At 72.3% G+C, this 16,139-nt stretch carries 16 protein-coding genes and 2 pseudogenes; 9 read left to right on the top strand and 9 right to left on the bottom strand.

The annotated features are described in order from the left end of the window. Window positions 1-86: 86 nt before the first annotated feature. The 3 genes and pseudogenes from ACFVWU_RS31690 to ACFVWU_RS31680 all read right to left on the bottom strand — a co-directional run. Window positions 87-1,541 (bottom strand): annotated as a pseudogene (locus tag ACFVWU_RS31690) (ISAzo13 family transposase); the annotation flags it as partial. Window positions 1,542-1,622: 81 nt separating this feature from the next. After that, a complete protein-coding gene (locus ACFVWU_RS31685) occupies window positions 1,623-2,150 on the bottom strand; it encodes a GNAT family N-acetyltransferase (RefSeq protein ID WP_387627309.1) in 528 nt (175 codons plus the stop codon). A 473-nt stretch (window positions 2,151-2,623) separates the two neighbouring features. Continuing rightward, on the bottom strand, window positions 2,624-3,889 hold the full coding sequence (locus ACFVWU_RS31680; protein WP_387627307.1) for an APC family permease: 1,266 nt from the start codon (window positions 3,887-3,889) through the stop codon (window positions 2,624-2,626). Between the two features lie 531 nt (window positions 3,890-4,420). Here ACFVWU_RS31680 and ACFVWU_RS31675 point away from each other — a divergent pair. Together ACFVWU_RS31675 and ACFVWU_RS31670 are read left to right on the top strand one after the other, a co-directional pair. Continuing rightward, window positions 4,421-4,615 (top strand): hypothetical protein, encoded by a 195-nt coding sequence (locus tag ACFVWU_RS31675; protein WP_387627306.1) that lies wholly within the window; start codon window positions 4,421-4,423, stop codon window positions 4,613-4,615. Beyond that, complete coding sequence (locus ACFVWU_RS31670) at window positions 4,615-5,937, top strand: PP2C family protein-serine/threonine phosphatase (RefSeq protein ID WP_387627304.1); 1,323 nt, start codon at window positions 4,615-4,617, stop codon at window positions 5,935-5,937. Before ACFVWU_RS31675 ends, ACFVWU_RS31670 begins: the two co-directional genes overlap by 1 nt. Before the next feature lie 83 nt (window positions 5,938-6,020). On the opposite strand, the gene ACFVWU_RS31665 is transcribed toward ACFVWU_RS31670, so the two are convergent. The 3 genes from ACFVWU_RS31665 to ACFVWU_RS31655 all read right to left on the bottom strand — a co-directional run bounded on the left by ACFVWU_RS31665 (window position 6,021) and on the right by ACFVWU_RS31655 (window position 7,899). Further along, window positions 6,021-6,899, bottom strand: coding sequence for a universal stress protein (locus ACFVWU_RS31665; RefSeq protein ID WP_387627303.1), 879 nt, complete (start codon window positions 6,897-6,899; stop codon window positions 6,021-6,023). Between the two features lie 589 nt (window positions 6,900-7,488). After that, window positions 7,489-7,641: a hypothetical protein gene (locus tag ACFVWU_RS31660; protein WP_387627301.1), complete on the bottom strand. Its 153-nt coding sequence runs from the start codon at window positions 7,639-7,641 to the stop codon at window positions 7,489-7,491. Window positions 7,642-7,653: 12 nt separating this feature from the next. Then, complete coding sequence (locus ACFVWU_RS31655; RefSeq protein WP_387627299.1) at window positions 7,654-7,899, bottom strand: DUF1918 domain-containing protein; 246 nt, start codon at window positions 7,897-7,899, stop codon at window positions 7,654-7,656. Between the two features lie 538 nt (window positions 7,900-8,437). Here ACFVWU_RS31655 and ACFVWU_RS31650 point away from each other — a divergent pair. Then, window positions 8,438-9,169 (top strand): leucine-rich repeat domain-containing protein, encoded by a 732-nt coding sequence (locus ACFVWU_RS31650; protein ID WP_387627298.1) that lies wholly within the window; start codon window positions 8,438-8,440, stop codon window positions 9,167-9,169. A 259-nt stretch (window positions 9,170-9,428) separates the two neighbouring features. Continuing rightward, window positions 9,429-10,688: a threonine--tRNA ligase gene (gene thrS / locus ACFVWU_RS31645; RefSeq protein ID WP_387627297.1), complete on the top strand. Its 1,260-nt coding sequence runs from the start codon at window positions 9,429-9,431 to the stop codon at window positions 10,686-10,688. Window positions 10,689-10,853: 165 nt separating this feature from the next. Here the strand turns inward: thrS and ACFVWU_RS31640 are convergent, their stop codons facing one another. Then, window positions 10,854-11,264 (bottom strand): VOC family protein, encoded by a 411-nt coding sequence (locus tag ACFVWU_RS31640; protein ID WP_387627296.1) that lies wholly within the window; start codon window positions 11,262-11,264, stop codon window positions 10,854-10,856. An 88-nt stretch (window positions 11,265-11,352) separates the two neighbouring features. Between ACFVWU_RS31640 and ACFVWU_RS31635 the strand changes: the two genes are divergently transcribed. Then, the gene (locus tag ACFVWU_RS31635) at window positions 11,353-11,829 is read left to right on the top strand and encodes a MarR family winged helix-turn-helix transcriptional regulator (RefSeq protein ID WP_387627294.1); all 477 of its coding nucleotides are present in this window, start codon (window positions 11,353-11,355) and stop codon (window positions 11,827-11,829) included. 2 nt (window positions 11,830-11,831) lie between these two features. Here ACFVWU_RS31635 and ACFVWU_RS31630 read toward each other — a convergent pair whose 3' ends face one another. After that, complete coding sequence (locus tag ACFVWU_RS31630; protein WP_387627292.1) at window positions 11,832-12,458, bottom strand: C40 family peptidase; 627 nt, start codon at window positions 12,456-12,458, stop codon at window positions 11,832-11,834. A gap of 214 nt (window positions 12,459-12,672) precedes the next feature. Here ACFVWU_RS31630 and ACFVWU_RS31625 point away from each other — a divergent pair, with 214 nt between their 5' ends. The 4 genes and pseudogenes from ACFVWU_RS31625 to ACFVWU_RS31610 all read left to right on the top strand — a co-directional run bounded on the left by ACFVWU_RS31625 (window position 12,673) and on the right by ACFVWU_RS31610 (window position 15,549). Then, window positions 12,673-13,116, top strand: coding sequence for a RidA family protein (locus ACFVWU_RS31625; RefSeq protein ID WP_387627290.1), 444 nt, complete (start codon window positions 12,673-12,675; stop codon window positions 13,114-13,116). A gap of 347 nt (window positions 13,117-13,463) precedes the next feature. Further along, window positions 13,464-14,183 carry a ScbR family autoregulator-binding transcription factor gene (locus ACFVWU_RS31620; protein ID WP_387627288.1) on the top strand — a complete coding sequence of 240 codons (720 nt, stop codon included), beginning with the start codon at window positions 13,464-13,466 and terminating at the stop codon, window positions 14,181-14,183. A 171-nt stretch (window positions 14,184-14,354) separates the two neighbouring features. Continuing rightward, window positions 14,355-14,510: pseudogene (locus ACFVWU_RS31615) on the top strand (BRCT domain-containing protein); the annotation flags it as partial. 247 nt (window positions 14,511-14,757) lie between these two features. Further along, complete coding sequence (locus ACFVWU_RS31610) at window positions 14,758-15,549, top strand: putative protein N(5)-glutamine methyltransferase (RefSeq protein WP_387627286.1); 792 nt, start codon at window positions 14,758-14,760, stop codon at window positions 15,547-15,549. Between the two features lie 126 nt (window positions 15,550-15,675). On the opposite strand, the gene ACFVWU_RS31605 is transcribed toward ACFVWU_RS31610, so the two are convergent. Further along, the gene (locus ACFVWU_RS31605; RefSeq protein WP_387627284.1) at window positions 15,676-16,104 is read right to left on the bottom strand and encodes a PPOX class F420-dependent oxidoreductase; all 429 of its coding nucleotides are present in this window, start codon (window positions 16,102-16,104) and stop codon (window positions 15,676-15,678) included. Window positions 16,105-16,139: the final 35 nt, after the last annotated feature.

The following is a 16,139-nucleotide window of genomic DNA, read 5'->3' as shown; positions in this document are numbered from 1 at the left end:
GCGGGTACTTCATCTGAGCAGCCATCACAAAGGCTCCCTTCTCATGACCCATCAGGCCATCTCGGGCAACCTTCCGCACCTCGGGGGAACCTCACGGCGAGGGGTTCGGCGGCCAGGTTGACCCGCAGGTGGAGCACGGTGGCCAGGACCTGGTCGGGGAAGGCGAGCCTTGGCGGACGGCCGCGTCGGCTGTCCCCGTGTTGGGCCAGATTTTGGACCAGGTCATCGAGCTGCCGCCGTGACATGCCGGTCAGCGAGGGATCGGACAGCAGGGCCGGCTCCCACTCCGGCTGGTGTGTCTGCGTGGTTCGTGCGGCCGGGATGACCGGGGCGGGCTGTGGGTGGAGGGCGTAGTTCCAGTCACCGTGGAAGGCGTGTCGGGTCAGTGGCAGGGCGGCCATCTCGGCGTCGCGGACGGCGGCTCCGGTCGGGTAGGTGTTGGTGTCGAGTCGGGCCGTGACGTGCAGTCCGGTGCGGGTGGTGGTCGCGGCGATGGACTCGATGATGACTTCGTGGCTGGCGAGCGGCCGACCGCGCCAGTTCATCGTGATGTGGGAGAAGAGCCGGTGCTCGATCTTGTTCCACTTCGATGCGCCGGGCGGCAGGTGGCAGACCGTGATGGTCAGGCCCGTCTCGGCGGCGAGTCGGGAGAGTTCGAGTTTCCAGGCTCGGGTGCGGTAGCTGTTGGAACCGCCGGCGTCGGCGGTGATCAGCAGACGGGTCGCCTGCGGGTAGGCGGCGTGGCCCTGGCCGTGCCACCAGCGGCGGATGGACTCCACCGCGAAGGCAGCGGTGTCGTGGTCGGTGCCTACGTTGACCCAGCCGGTGTTCGCCGCCAGGTCGTAGACCCCGTAGGGGATGGCCTTGCCCAGTAGTGGATCGGCGAAGTCGTGGACGTGCACCGGCAGCGGATCCCCCGCGGGCCGCCACGAGCGGCCTTGGTTCTTGAAGTCGCCGACGAGTTCCTTCTTCTTGGTGTCCACGCTGATCACCGGGTCACCGGATCCGATGTACTCCCTGGCTCGTTCGTTGATGTAGCGGAACTGGGCGTCGCGATCGGGGTGTTGGGTGCCCTCGATGGTCTTGGCGTTGGCCTGCAGGCTGAAGCCCTCCTCCCGCGGCAGGTCGCCCACGGTGTCGGCACCGACCTTGTGCCCCTGCTTCGTGAGTTCCTCGGCGAGCCTCCTGGTCGACTTCGTCGTCCAGCGCAGCGGCGACATCGGGTCCCCGCGCTCGTCCGGCTCGACCAGGGCCAGCAGGGCCGGTCGCAGCTCGGGGTCCAAGTCGGCGGCCTTCTTGCGTCCGCCGCCGGGACGACGCACCCGGTTGAGCGGCTCTTCTCCGGCGTCCAGCTCGTCCACGCCCCGGCGGACCGTGGTCTCGCTGGCCCGAGCCGCCCGTGCGACGGCCCGGACACCGCCGTGACCCAGCATCCTGGCTTCAGCGCCCATCAGCAGCCGCCGTTGCCGCTCATCCAGGTGCGGGAACAACACCTCGAACTTCAAGGCGAGTTGGTCACGGATCGACTCGGAGATGCGCATACCACATCAACGAGCCCAAGACCGTGAAGCAACACGTTGTTCCTCTGCAAGCCCTAAGGGCTGTCCCGTAACTGCCAGCCGTCACGGGATGGCGGCGCGCAAGTCCCGGGTGTACCAGTCGAACCGTGTGCCGTCCTTGCTGTGCGTCTGCTGGCCAGCGGTGAACCCTGCCCGCTGCGCCACCGCGGCAGATGCGGGGTTCTCCGGCTCTACCTGGATTACCGCCTCCGCCCCGCCCTCACTGGCCGCGTACCGGGAGGCCAAGAGGACCGCGCGGGTTGCCAGGCCGCGCCCCCTCCAGGACGGGTAGAGGCCGTACGCGATATTCACCTGACCGGGAACCAGACCTTGCCCTGCGAACCGCAGGTCGATCGTCCCCGCGAGCACCTCGTCGGCGTCGACCCGGATGCCGAACGCGCGCAGTGGCCCGGCGGCCTCCCACTGTTCCCGGCAGTGCTGGAAGTACGCTTCAACGCCCTCCCGGGTGCCGGGACCGCCGTTGAGCCAGCGAACGAGCAGCTCATCCTCGCCCGCAAGGTGCGCCTCGACATCGTCCAGGCGCAGTGGGGACAGAGTGACGATCCCATCGGACAGCTTCGCTTCATGCATCCGGCGATTCTTGATGCCAGGGCTGCGTCGCACCATCGGATTTCCGTGGGGCATCGCCCGACTCCACAACCTCGTCCAAGTTGCGTAGCGGACAGTCGATGGTCGGCCAGCCCTTTCCCGACTCCTCAAAGATCATTTACGGGGGGCCGGGATCGCCTCCTCGCTGGCCAATCTGGCGTCCTACGTCGAAGCGGCCCGCTGACGAGCGACAACGGCCATCGCGGCCGGAGGACGACGAGCGCCTGGACGCCTACGCCGAACCCCGGGTCGCCGCCGACGGCCGGCCCTCGAAGCCCAGGACATCGCGCACAAACGCACCCGCCCCGCTCCGGCGCGGCGGTGCGGGGCAGAGCCGCACGCCCCCGGGAACCGGCCCGGTGGGTCTCCCCGCCAGGGCCGTTCGGCCCAGCTCGGCCGGGTGGGCCGGACAGCAACGGTACGGAACCGGCCCGGCTGCACCGCTCGTCGAACGGTCAGGTGCGGGCGAGTACCTTGCGCGCGCCGTAGGCGGCGGCGCCGAGTGCGATCACCACGGCGCCCCACAGCACCGAGGCGCCGGGGAGGGCGAAGGCCAGCACCGCGCACCCCGCCAGGCCGAGCACCGGAACCACGCGCGGCGGGCGGCCCTCGCCGGGGGTGAGGGTCCAGGCGGAGGCGTTGGCGACGGCGTAGTAGGCGAGCACGCCGAAGGAGGAGAAGCCGATCGCGCCGCGTACGTCGGCGGTGGCCGCGAGGACCGCAACCACCGCGCCGACGGCGAGTTCGGCGTGGTGCGGCACCTGGAAGCGCGGGTGAACGGCGGCGAGTCGGTGGGGCAGGTGCCGGTCGCGGGCCATCGCGAGCGTGGTGCGCGAGACCCCGAGGATCAGCGCGAGCAGCGAACCCAGGGCGGCCACCGCCGCGCCGGCGCGCACCACCGGGGCGAGGCCGGGCACCCCGGCAGCGCGGACGGCGTCGGCCAGCGGCGCCGCGGTGTGAGCCAGCCGCTCGGGGCCGAGGACGGCCAGGACGGCGAGCGCGACGACGGCGTACACGACCAGGGTGATGCCGAGTGCCAGCGAGATCGCGCGGGGGATCGTGCGCTGCGGCTCGCGGACCTCTTCGCCGAGAGTGGCGATGCGCGCGTACCCGGCGAACGCGAAGAACAGCAGGCCCGCGGCCTGCAGTACTCCGTGGAACCCGGCGTCCGCGCCGACCGTCCAGTGACCGCTGTCGGCGTCACCGCTGGTCAGGCAGGCGGTGACAACCGCGGCGAGCACCGCCAGCACGACGGCGACGATCGCCCGTGTCAGCCAGGCCGCCTTCTGCACCCCGACGTAGTTGACGGCGGTCAGCGCCACGACCGCCGCGACCGCCACCGCGTGCGCTTGCCCGGGCCACACGTACGAGCCGACGGTGAGCGCCATCGCCGCGCAGGAGGCGGTCTTGCCGACGACGAAGCCCCATCCGGCCAGGTATCCCCAGAACTCGCCGAGCCGTTCCCGGCCGTACACATAGGTGCCGCCGGATTGCGGGTAGCGGGCGGCCAGCCGCGCCGAGGAGGTCGCGTTGCAGTACGCCACCACGCCGGCCAGAGCCAGCCCGATCAGCAGCCCGGACCCGGCCGCCGCAGCCGCCGGCGCGAGCGCGGCGAAGATGCCGGCGCCGATCATCGACCCCAGCCCGATCACCACGGCATCGAACACGCCCAGGTGTCGTCGCAGTTCCTCGGTCCCGGCGGATGGCGCCGACGTGCTCATGACCTGTACCTCTCACCAGCGGGGTTCGACGTCGGTGCACGTTACTGGAGGGGGTCGCGAGAGCCCGAACACGGGCGGGTTGCCGGGAAGCGGAACCGGCGCCGGAGCCGGAGTTCACCTCGCCCGGTGTCCGTGCTGGGCGGCGATCCGGTGGGCGGGCGCGACGATCTCGGCAGCCGCGTGCTCGCCGACGCCGAGAGCGCGGGTGAGTCGGTGGGCGCTCCAGCCGTGCCGGCGCGCAGGACGGGGAGCGAGTGATGAGGGGGTCTGCTCGACCGCCTTGCACGGCGCCGTCGGGGGCGGCGCTGCCGATCGTGGCCGACTGCCCGCCGGGGACTCGTCCACGCTGTTCTCGACAAGGTGAATGGCAGCCACTCCGGTGGCGAGAGCGGGAGCTACGGTTCGACAAGTCGATCAGGCTCCAGGTGCTCTGATCATGTGTGACATGCCGCTTCCGGCGTAATGCCTGGTGTTGGCCGTTCTGCGGGTCACGCTTGTGCGTCGTTGATCACGGCGTTCAGGAGTCCGCGGGTGTACAGATCGCATGAGCGGCTTTACGAGTCGATTCGCCGGGATCGTCTGCTGGACCCCACGCTGTTGGCGCAGGCGTTGGCCCAGGAGGTCAAGGTCCGCCGCCGGAAAGCGCGCCCCCTGATCCAGTCCGCCGTCGACTCATACCGGATCAAGGCCACCGAGATCGAACAGCAGACGAACAGGCGCCGGTGATGGCAACGAACCAGGACGACTCCCAGCCGCCGGATGAGTCCCGGCGTCTGCGTCTGGGCGTCGAGCTTGAACAGATCGCCGAGCAGCTCAGGTCGCTGGCCCGGGCCCAGGACCGGCTGCATGACCTGTATGAGGCGGTCCTCGGCCGGGACGTGGACCTGCCCGTGGTGCTGCAGCTGATCGTCGATACCGCGATGGAACTGGTCGGCGCCCGCTACGGCGCGCTCGGTGTGCTCGACGAGACCGGTGAGCACCTCCACCGGTTCATCCCGGTCGGTCTGTCGGAGAAGGAGCGGGCCGACCTGGGCGAGGTGAACCTCCCGCGCGGCCGCGGCTTGCTACGGCGCCTGATCACCCACCCCGAGTCGCTGCGCGTCGACGATATCGCCGCCCACCCCGACTCGGCCGGCTTCCCGCCCGGTCACCCCCCGATGCGTACTCTGCTCGGGGCCGCGATCAGCACCCGTGGCAAGATCTACGGCGACCTCTACGTCGCCGAACGGCGCGACGGCCAGCCCTTCGACGCCCACGACGAAGCACTCATCGTCGCACTCGCCAGCGCTGCGGGCCTGGCCATCGACGACGCCCGCCTGTACGAGCAGACCCGCCTCGACGCCGAACAGTTCCAACGCATACTGCTGCCCCGCCTGCCCGACCTGCGACCCTTCGACGCCGCCGCGGCCTACCGTCCCGCCAGTACACCCGGCCGCATCGGCGGAGACTGGTACGACGCACTCCTGGTCCCCGACCACGCCTGCGCGGCCGTCATCGGCGACGTCGTCGGCCACGACCTGGAGGCCGCCGCCGCCATGGCCCAGATCCGCAACATGCTGCGCGCCCTGCTCTACGACCAGCGCACCCCACCCAGCGTCGTCCTCGCCCACCTCGACCGGGCCCTCGAAGCGATCACCGACCAGCCCGTCACCACCGCATGCCTCGCCCGCATCGAGCCCGCCGAGCCGGGCCTCTGGACACTGCGCTGGAGCACCGCAGGACACCCCCCACCACTCCTGCTCACCCCCGACCACCAAGCCCGCTACCTGCACGCCGACCCCGACCTGCCCCTCGGCGTCGACACCGCCCAGCCGCGCGCGGACCACACCCACCCCGTGTCGGCGGGCTCCACAGTGATCTTCTTCACCGACGGGCTCTTCGAACACCCGAAACACCCGATCGAAGCAGGGCTGGAGCGCTTGGCCGCCCTCGCCACCGAACACGCCGCGCTGCCCCTGCGGGACTTCGTCCAAACCCTGGCCGACCACCACCCCAGCGACGGCCACGACGACATGGCCGTCCTCGCCCTCCGCACCCCGCGCACCTGACCAGGTGGCGGTCGGCCCACTCGGTGGCGACGACGGGAGGGTTCACGGTGTGTTCCTCGACCGTGCTCCACGACTTCCGCTGCTCAGCGCCGGGAAGTGGGCACGATCGCGATCGGGCAGTGCGCGCGGTGCAGCAGGCCGTGGGGGACGGAGCCGAGCCGCATGCCGGTGAAACCGCCCTGCCCGCGCCGGCCGACGACCACGGCGAGGGCGTGCTCGGACGCGGCGCCCAGCTCCTCGACCGGGTGGCCGTGCACCAGGTCGTGGGTCACGGTCACGTCGGGGTGGTGCTCGTGCCGGCCGGCGGTGGACTCGAGGAGCAACTGGCGCAGGGTGTGTTCGGTGGTGGCCTCGTCGAGGTTGCCGACCGGTGGGCGCTGCCACACCCAGACGGCGCGCAGGGCGGCCTGCCGTTCGGCGGCGAGGTCGAGTGCGAAGGCGACGGCGGCCTCCGAGGACGGACTGCCGTCCACACCGACCACGACGTACGGAGGATCCTGGGTGACGTGCTCGGGGTCGCGGACGACCACGACCGGGCAGGGGGACTGGGCGCTCACCGGGACGGTCACCGAGTAGGCGCTCAGCACCTCCTGGGCCCGGCTGAGCCGGCGCGAGCCCAGGACGATCAGCTCGGCGTGGACGGACTCCCGGTACAGCACCAGGGCCGGGAGGTCCTCGTCGACCGCCGTGACGAGCTCCAGACCCGGGTGCCGCCAGCGGGCGGCGCGGGCGGCCCGGTCGAGCGCCTGGTCGGCGCGTTGGCGCAGGGCCTTGCGATAGCGGCCCTCGTCGAAGACGCCGAACTCATGGAACAGGGACGGGATGGCGTGTACCAGCCGCAGCGGCAGCCCGCGGCGGTCGGCCTCGTCGGCGGCCCAGACAGCGGTCATCGGGCCGGTGTCGAGCGCGTCGACGCCGAGGACGACGGGACGGCGCGGGCCGTCCGAACTCACGGGTGTCATGGTTCCTCCTCGGACCGGACGACCGGACCTTGCTCCCACGCTAGGCAGGCCCGGGGCCCGGCGCGAGGGCCGACCGGCCCAGGGCCGTGAGTCTGGCGGCCCTACCTGTGACACCCCCGACCGGCGACTCGGGCCGGCCCTTGGAGGCCTGGGGAAGGACGGTCGACGGCGGCAGAGTGGAACACGGGCCGAACGAGGAGGTGGCCACTACGGTCCGGATCGAGGTTGTCACCCGGCCGACCCGCCCCACGAACCCCCTCCGTTTGACCTGCGGACGCCCTCCGGCCGTTGGTTGCCCCACTGAGTGACGCGCATCCGCTCCTCGATCCGTCGGCGGACGTCGACGGCCAAGCGGGCCGGCCCCTCGGAAACGGCGGCGGCAGGCAGCTGCGGGGAGCAGATCCGCCGTGCGGCGGGCGGGAGTCGGCCGAGCCCGGCCAGCCGCCGCTGGAGCGGCGTGGGATCGGGGGCGGGGCGGAGCAGCGCGGCGATCCGGCCGAGCGCGCTGTCGGCGCGGTGGCGGTGACCACGGCGTCGGGGTGGTCGTCGATGGCCAGGGTCAGCGCCACGGCCGCGAGCAGCACCGTGATCAGGGGATCGCGCACTTGGGAGGCCGCCCGGGCCCACAGCGGCACCCGATGTCGGCGCCGACCTCGTTCGGGCCGTGCGCGGCAAGCAGCCGTGCGGCCTCGGCGGTGGTCGGGCCGGAGGTGGTGTCGGGTCCGTGGGTGGAGACGGTCACGGCGGCGGTCCGTCAGTCGACGAACAGGTGCGGGTGGGGCGGTAGGGTCGCTGCGGCGTCTTCGGGTGCGTGGTGGTAGTGGTGGATCAGGGCGTCCGAGCCGGGGAAGTACTCGGTCACCCGGTCGTTGTCGGACCATCGCACGTCCCATGGCGGACTGCCGTCCGGATGGTGCAGTCCGACGATCTCGCCGTCCCTGCGGGCCGCGCCCGGCCGGGTGGCCTGGACGATGATGCGGTCTCCCACGGCGGCTTTCATGCCGTCCTCCCTGGGTCGGTGCGGGGTCGGGGCGCGCCCGGCCGTCCGTACTCCCATGCCACCACGACAGGCCGGGCGCCGCAGGGGCCGGATGGTCCCGGGCAAGGGGCCCGCCGACCCGAGCGGCCGGTGCTCGGCGGACGGTGGGCCGGGGAGCGTGGGTGCAGCGGAATGACCGCACCGCACGGCGGTGAACGAGATGAACGGCGCCGGCCGGACAACGGAGATGCGGCGGATCATCGTCGCTCTGGACGGCTGGCTCCCGTCCGGGGCGGCGGTGCGTCGGGCTCCGGAGGAGGCCCGACTGACCGGGGGCGTCGTAGAAGCGGTGACCAGCTGGGATCAGCCGGGTGTCTACGGATGGCGCATGACCGTGTCCGCCGTGGAAACGGCTCGGCCCCGGCCCACCCGTAGACTGGGCCGGGCCGCCCGGCGGCACCGAGGAGGCCCGTGGCACGCTCGCCGAGTTCCCGGAAGACCTCCTCCACCGCGTCGTGGACGGGCTGTTCCACCCCGCATCGACCCGAAGGGCGAAAGCATGACGGACGTGACGCTCAACCTCTGGAAGCAGCCGCTCGGCGAAGTGCCGCCGGAGATGTGGGACCGCACCGAGCTGACCGTGCTCATCCTCGCCGAGACCGGGATCACCGAACTGCCGCCCGGCATCGGCCGGTTGACCCGGCTGCGCACCCTCGACCTCGGGCACAACAGGCTGGCCGAGGTGCCCGCCGAACTGGGCGGACTCGGCGCGCTCGGGGACTTCCTCTACCTGCACGACAACGCGCTGACCGCCCTGCCGGAGTCGCTCGGGCGGCTCACCGCGCTGCGCTACCTCAACGTCGGCGAGAACCGGCTCACCGAACTGCCGTCCACCATCGGCGAGATGGCAGCCCTGGTCGAACTGCGCGCCCAGCAGAACCGGCTCACCGCCCTGCCGGAGTCGATCGGCGGTCTCGGCGCGCTACGTGAACTCTGGCTGCGCGGCAACGAGTTGACGGCGCTGCCGGACTCCGTCGCCCGGCTCGCCGAACTGCGGGAACTGGAACTGCGGGAGAACGCCTTCGCCGAGCTTCCGGACGTGCTGGCCGGGCTGCCGCGGCTGCGCCGGCTGGACCTGCGCGGCAACCGGATCGCCGAACTGCCGGACTGGCTGGCCGATCCGACCGCGCTGCCCGCGCTGGAGAAGCTCGACCTGCGGTGGAACGAGGTACGGCCGCCGGCCCGGCTGCTGGGCGCGCTCGCCGCGCGCGGGTGCCTGGTGCTGTTCTGAGGCCGGTTCCGGTGCGGAGGGGAACCGGCGGGGAGCCGACAGGGAACCGGCGGAGAAGTGCGGCGGGGAAAAGATCAACAAGACCGCCGAAGACCTGCTACCGTGGACGACATGAAGCGCGCTGCACTCGCCACGACGACGCCGGAGAGAGTCCCGGCGCGCTGACTGCTGACCTAGTCCGAAGCCCCGGGGCGAGTGCCCCGGGGCTTCGTCGTCTCCGGATCCACTCGCCCGCGGAACCAGAGTGGAGACGACCCCCATGAACAACCAGCCCCTGCACGACCAGCCGAAGCACGACCACCGCAAGCTCGGTCGCGAACTCGACCTGTTCGACACCGACCCGCTGATGGGCTCCGGCCTGCCGTACTGGCTGCCCGACGGCGCCGCGATCCGGCACACCCTGGAGGAGTTCATCCGCGGCCGCGAGCGCCGGGCCGGCTACCGCCACGTGTACTCGCCGGTGCTCGGCAAGCGGGAGCTGTACGAGATCTCCGGTCACTGGGACCACTACCGCGAGGACATGTTCCCACCCATGGAACTCGGCTCGGAGGAGATGGTGCTGCGCCCGAGCCTCTGCCCGCACCACGCGCTGATCTTCCGCTCCCGCCCCCACAGCTACCGGGAACTCCCGCTGCGGATGGCCGAGTTGGGTGGAATGTATCGCTCCGAACTGTCCGGTGTGCTCGGCGGGCTGACCAGGGTCCGGGCGATCCAGCTGAACGACGCGCACGTCTTCTGCACCCCCGAGCAGGCCGCCGACGAGGCCGTCGCCGCACTGGAGTTGATCCGCGAGGCGCACCGCGCGCTCGGCATCGTGCCGGTCCGCTACCGACTGTCGCTGCCCGGCGAGGGCGGCAAGTACGTTGCCGACCCGGCCCTCTGGAAGCGTGCCACCGCGCTGCTGACCTATGTGCTGGAGCGCTCCGGGGTGCCGTTCGAGGCGGCGGAGGGCGAGGCCGCGTTCTACGGTCCCAAGATCGACGTGCAGATCGCCGACGGCGCCGGGCGCGAGTTCACCCTCTCCACCGTCCAGATCGACTTCCACCAGCCCGAGCGCTTCAACCTGCACTACATCGGCCCGGACGGCGCCAAACACCGCCCGGTGATGGTGCACCGCAGCGTGATCGGCAGCGTCGAGCGGGTGGTCGCCCACCTGATCGAGCTCTACGGCGGGGCGTTCCCGGCCTGGCTCGCGCCGGCCCAGGTCGTGCTGCTGCCGATCTCCGACACCGAAGTCCCGCAGGCCGAGCGGCTGCGGCAGCGCTGTCTGGACCTCGGACTGCGCGCCGAGATCGCCGGACCGGAGCACGGCAGCCTCGGCGCCCGGATCCGCGAGGCCCGGCTGGTGCCTTACCAGGCGGTGATCGGGGCCAAGGAGGCGGTGGACGACCGGGTCGCGCTGCGGCTGCGGGACGGCCGCCGTCTGGAGCCGATGGCGGCCGAGGAGGCCTGGGCGCGGATCGGCGCGCTGGTCGCCGGGTGCAGTGCCGAGCTGTGGGAGGAGGAGTCTGCCGGGTGAACCGGCGGCATACGTACGACGAGTGCGGTGCGAGGGGTGTCCGCGGCACCGTGGGCGGCGGCCGTCCGTCGAATGGGCGCGGCGGCCGAGGTTCGCGGCCGCCGCCGGTCCCTCGCGGCTGAGCGATTCGAGGGCGGAGGGTCAGGGGCGCCCGGCCCCCGGCCGTCAGTAGGACTGCAGCTCGATCAGGTGGCCCTCCGGGTCGCGCAGATGGGCACTGCGCAGGTTCGGGCCCCACTCCGGGCGGTCGGTGGCCGGGGCGGCGAGGGTGCCGCCGTGGTCGAGGCAGTGGGCGAGGGCCTTGTCGACGTCGTCGACCCGGAAGACCAGCATCGCGGAATCCTGGGCGGGCGCGGCGGGGCGGGCGGGCAGGCCGGCGGTGCCGAGGGTGGCGGCCATCGCGGAGCGGTCGAAGAGCACCAGGACGGCCTGGTCCTCGACGTCCCAGTTGGCGTACGGGCCCTCGGGCGTGCCCTTGATGAGGGTGGCGCCGGCGAGCGCGGGCAGGACCGCGCGGTAGAAGTCGAAGCACTCGGCGAAGCGGGTGACGAGCAGGCGGGGGTACAGGGCGTCCACGGCAGGAACTCCTGGGGTCGGAACGTGCGGGGCGATGGGCAATTGATGGGTCGAGACCCACTATAGGTACTGACCCTAGAATGCCACCATGGCCTCCGATGACCCCGCCCCGTCCGACGGGCTGCCGCCGACCCTGCTGGACCTCACGACCTTCCTGCTCGCCCGGATCGGCCGGACGGCGCGCGGTCGGCTCGCCGAGCAGCTGGCCGAACGCGATCTGCGGCTCTGGGACTTGGCGGTGCTCGCCGCGCTGGCCGACTTCGGGCCGCAGGCGCAGCGGGACCTGGTGCAGCGGCTGGGCATCGACCCGAGCGACCTGGCGAAGGTCGCCGACCAGCTCGGTGCGGCCGGGTACGTCGAGCGCACCCGGGACCAGCGGGACCGGCGGCGGGTCTCGGTGTCGGTCACCCCGGCCGGGCGGGCGCTGCTGGCCGACCTGGCGGGGCAGGCGCGGGCGGTGCAGGACGAGCTGCTGGCGCCGTTGGACGCGGGGGAGCGGCGGACACTGTGGGAGTTGCTGCTGCGGGTGCACCACGGGCTGGAGGAGCGGCGCGGCGTCCTCTGACCTCAGGCGCTCGGTGGCCCCGGACGGCGGGCGCCGGCGAACTCGCCCGCCCAACGCGGGACGTCGAGGACGTGCTCGACCCGGGCGATCAGCGTGCCGGTGCGCTCGGCGTGGATCATCGCGCCGTCGCCCGCGTAGATGCCGACGTGGTGCAGGGGCGCGTCGGGGCGGGAGAAGAACAGCAGGTCGCCGGGGGCCAGGTCGTCGCGCGCGACGGGGGCGCCGAGGTGGAACTGGGCGACGGTGTAGTGCCCGAGTTCGACGGTGCCGTGGCTGGCACGGTACCAGCAGTAGAGGGACAGGCCGCTGCAGTCGAAGCCGATCGTGGTCTCGCCCAGGCACTTGCCGTTGAGGTAGCCGTTCGCGTCGTCGCAGAAGCCGAGGCTCGGGCCCAGCCGGTCGCCGCCGCCCCAGGCGTACGGGACGCCGATCTGGGCCTCGGCCACGGCGACGACCCGTTGGCCGAGGGCGGCGACGGGCTCGGACGGCGGTGCGGCCTGGGCGGTATGGGCTGCTGCTTCGGCTGTCGGGGTGAGGGCCGGGACGAGACCCGCTCCGAGGGCGAGGCCGAGCATCCGGCGCCTTCCGACCCCGGAGACCTGGTCGCGGTTGGGCGGTTGGGACTCCATCGGTCGACTCCCCGGTGCTGCTGCGGTGTTGGTGTGGTCGTCCGTGTGGGCGGGTGCGGCGGGGCGCGGGGGCGCACGTCGGACGGGCACCAGGATCGCGGTCCGGCGGGCCCGGGCGCCATCACCCGCAACGGTGAATCGTGAGCACAGGGGCCCTGGCGCCGCTGGGAGTTCGCCGTAAATCCGTTTGACCGCCGTTCGTGAGGGGCCAACGATGAGCGCGAACGTTCGGCCACGACCATCGGAGGAACTCGTGAACAGCGCCGTCAAGCTGGTCCGCACCACGCGCCTGACCCCGGCCGTCGACTACGCCTACGCGGCGGTGGTCGACGCCCCGGCCCGCTCGTTGTGGCTGGCCGGGGCCTGCCCGCTGGACGAGGAGGGGCGTACGGTCGCCGTCGGCGACTACGAGGGGCAGGCCCACCAGGTGATGCGCAATCTGATAACCGTGCTGGAGGACACGGGTGCGGGGCTCTCCGACATCGCGCGGACCACCGTGTACGTGGCCTCCAGCGACCAGGCGGACCTGGTGAAGGTGTGGAACGTGTACCGGGAGTACATGGGGGAGCACGACGCCCCCAGCACGCTGCTCGGCGTCGCGGTGCTCGGCTACACCGACCAGCTGGTCGAGGTGGAGGCGGTGGCCGTGCTGCCGTGACGTGCTGCGGGGTGCCCGGGTTCAGGAGCCTGCGAGCAGGCAACCAGCCGGGGCTCGATCCAGGCGTGGAACACCCGGTCCTGGGGGCGCGACCAAAAGAAACCGATCGTTCGGTTTCAAGATGGAGGGTGGAGGGAGGGCCCGCCATCGGATCAGTGGCTGGCTCCGCATCGGCCCGTGCTGCCGGGATCTGACAGGTCGTGGGGAGAAAGGAGCAGGTGGGTGGGGGAAGAGGGGAGGTTGAGTCGATTCCCCGTCATCGCCTTGTCGCCCGTGGGTCGCCCGCAGCTAAGATACGGGGTGTTTGGTTTTGTTTTGCGGGAGCTCAGGGCGGGGTGGTTGCGGTGGTGCGGCAGGAGCGTGCGCTTCGGACGCGTCGGCTGATCCTGGAGGCCGCGGCGTCGGTCTTCGACGAGTTCGGCTACGAGGGCGCCACCATCGGGGAGGTGGTCTCCCGGGCGGGGGTGACGCGGGGCGCGGTGTACTTCCATTTCGCCTCGAAGCGGGATCTCGCGCAAGGCGTCGTCGAGGAGCAGTTCGTCCAGGACGGTGTGCCCGAACGGAGCTGCAGGCTCCAGGAGTTCGTGGACACCGGGATGGTGGTCGCGCACCTGATGCCGCGTGACCCGCTGCTCAGCGCGGGCGCCCGGCTCTCGCTCGGCCAGGACGTGTTCGACGACATCGGCGGCGGGGTGATCCCCGGCTGGATCAGCCGAATGGAGACGCTGCTGGTCGCCGCTGGTGAGCGCGGCGAGTTGCTCCCGCACGTCGTGCCGGCCGACACCGCGTGGCTGATCACTGCCGCTTGGACGGGCGTGCAGATCCAGTCGCAGAAGCTCTCCGGTCGTGCCGACCTGGAGCAGCGGATGTCCGGGCTGTTCCAGCACCTGATGCCGAGCGTCGCGGTGCCCGGAGTGCTCGGCTCGCTGCGGATGAGCCCGGACCGAGGCGCCCAGGTGGTCGCCGAGGTCGCCGCGGCCCGCGCGGCGGAGGAGAGCGGCGAGGAGCCGGCGGAGCGTCAGGCCGGGGCCGCCGAGGCGGTCGCGAACGGAGCCGGGGTGGGCTGACCGGTCCGGTCCGAGGGGGCCGAGGCCGGACGGAAGCGGCTCAGGCCCGACGGGAGCTGAAGGCTCCGAACCGTCGGCGGACCAGCCGGTATGAAGGACGCAGCCACCCGCAGCCGGCCGCCCGGGACAGCCGTCGGTCGCCGCCCTGCGCGCCGCGCTGGGCGGTGGCCCGCAAGCGGCAAGGCCTCCTCCTCGGTGTCCAGGCGCACCACCTCGCTGATCGCGGGCGAGAAGGCGGGCTCCGAGCGGGCCAAGGCGGAGGAGCTCGGCGTGTCGATCACCACGCCGGAGGAATTCGTGGCCCTGGTGGCCGACTTCCTCGGCTGAGTTGGTCCAGGGCGGTGGAAACGGCTTGATCGCCGGCGGCGCCGGTGCGGTAGGGTGGTCGACGCCGAATACGACCGTGACGCAGGGAGGTGAGACCCATTACCGGTATGTCCGAGCGGGTGCTCCCGGAGCGCGGCCGTGCGGGCGGCCCACGCGCGTAGCGCGGGTGCGCCGACGCGGCGTCGGCCCTGGCGGGAGCCCTGACGGAGTCCTCCGTTCTCCTCCTCTCCTGCCCAAGGGGTTCCCTTTGCCGGTCTTCTCCTCCGCCGCTCTCCGTTCCTCGGTCGTCTCCCGGCTGCGCGCCGCCGGTTGCGTGTTCGCCGAGGACGAGGCGCGGATCCTGCTCACCGCCGCCGCCACACCCGCCGAGCTGGCCGCCATGGTCCGCGCCCGCGCGGAGGGGCGGCCGCTCGAACACGTCGTCGGCTGGGCCGAGTTCGCCGGTCTGCGGATCGCCGTCGACCCCGGTGTCTTCGTCCCGCGTCGACGCAGCGAGTTCCTGGCCGCCGCTGCCGCCCGACTCACCGGCCCCGGCGCGCTGGTGGTCGACCTGTGCTGCGGCAGCGGCGCACTCGGTGCCGCCGTCACGGTCACCGCCGGACACCCCGTCGAGCTGTACGCGGCGGACCTGGACCCGGCCGCCGTCCGGTGCGCCCGGCGCAACCTGGCCGGAACGGGCGCCCGAATCTTCGAGGGCGACCTGTTCGCCGCGCTGCCCGACGCGGTGCGCGGGCGAGTGGAGGTGCTGATCGCCAACGTCCCGTACGTACCGACCGGCGACCTCGAACTGCTGCCGCCCGAGGCCCGGTTGCACGAGGCCCGGCCCGCGCTGGACGGCGGGGCCGACGGACTGGACGTGCTGCGCCGGGTGGCCGCCGAGGCGCCGGGGTGGCTGGCGGCGGGCGGCTCGCTGCTGTTCGAGACCAGCGAGCGGCAGGCGGCGGGCGCACTGGCGGTGGCGCTGGCGGCGGGCCTGACGGCGGTGGTGAGCCGGGACGAGGAACTGGACGCGACGGTGGTCACCGCGACCCGACCGTGAACGACGGACGTCCCGGCCACCGCACCCCCGTGCCGGTGGCCGGGACGGGCCGTCATGCCTCGGTCCGCGGACACTGCGGTCGCAGAGCCCGCGTGCTCAGGCCCTGCGTGCTCAGGCCGTGCGTGCTCAGATCCTGGTCCCGTACACGTGGTCGACCGGGATGGTGAGCAGCACCCGGCGGTCGGAGACCATCGCCTCGCGGTACTCCGCCCAGTCGGGGTGCTCCCCGGCGGCCCGGCGGTAGTAGTCGACCAGCGCCTCGACTTCGGGCCCGTGCGGGTCGGTGCCCGGCCCGGTGAGGCTGGCGACGCCCTCGGCGGTGACCCAGGACCGCCCGTCCGGTCCGGTCGCCTCCAGGCTGACCCGTGCGTCCCGGCGCAGGTTCGCCGTCTTGGCCAGCCCCTCCCGGGTGGAGATCAGGATGACGTTCGCCTCGCGGTCGTAGTAGGGCATGACGGGGGAGAGCTGGGGTCGGCCGTCCGCCTTGATGGTGGCGAGGATGCCGAGGCGGCTCTGCGCGAGGAGCGCGTACGGGTCGTAAGCAGTGGTGGTCATGGGAGCATCCTCGGGCTTCACACGGTGTGAAGGTC

The sequence above is a fragment of the Kitasatospora sp. NPDC058190 genome, assembly GCF_042883685.1.
Lineage (GTDB): Bacteria > Actinomycetota > Actinomycetes > Streptomycetales > Streptomycetaceae > Kitasatospora.
The sequence above is the reverse complement of the archived record's forward strand: the minus strand, read 5'-3'. Positions and strand labels throughout refer to the sequence as shown.

Coding starts and splice junctions, on each gene's coding strand:
- ACFVWU_RS31685 (WP_387627309.1), bottom strand. CDS start 2,150: ATGCATGAAGCGAAGCTGTCCGATGGGATCGTCACTCTGTCCCCACTG.
- ACFVWU_RS31680 (WP_387627307.1), bottom strand. CDS start 3,889: ATGAGCACGTCGGCGCCATCCGCCGGGACCGAGGAACTGCGACGACAC.
- ACFVWU_RS31670 (WP_387627304.1), top strand. CDS start 4,615: ATGGCAACGAACCAGGACGACTCCCAGCCGCCGGATGAGTCCCGGCGT.
- ACFVWU_RS31665 (WP_387627303.1), bottom strand. CDS start 6,899: ATGACACCCGTGAGTTCGGACGGCCCGCGCCGTCCCGTCGTCCTCGGC.
- ACFVWU_RS31655 (WP_387627299.1), bottom strand. CDS start 7,899: ATGAAAGCCGCCGTGGGAGACCGCATCATCGTCCAGGCCACCCGGCCG.
- ACFVWU_RS31650 (WP_387627298.1), top strand. CDS start 8,438: ATGACGGACGTGACGCTCAACCTCTGGAAGCAGCCGCTCGGCGAAGTG.
- thrS (WP_387627297.1), top strand. CDS start 9,429: ATGAACAACCAGCCCCTGCACGACCAGCCGAAGCACGACCACCGCAAG.
- ACFVWU_RS31635 (WP_387627294.1), top strand. CDS start 11,353: ATGGCCTCCGATGACCCCGCCCCGTCCGACGGGCTGCCGCCGACCCTG.
- ACFVWU_RS31630 (WP_387627292.1), bottom strand. CDS start 12,458: ATGGAGTCCCAACCGCCCAACCGCGACCAGGTCTCCGGGGTCGGAAGG.
- ACFVWU_RS31625 (WP_387627290.1), top strand. CDS start 12,673: ATGAGCGCGAACGTTCGGCCACGACCATCGGAGGAACTCGTGAACAGC.
- ACFVWU_RS31605 (WP_387627284.1), bottom strand. CDS start 16,104: ATGACCACCACTGCTTACGACCCGTACGCGCTCCTCGCGCAGAGCCGC.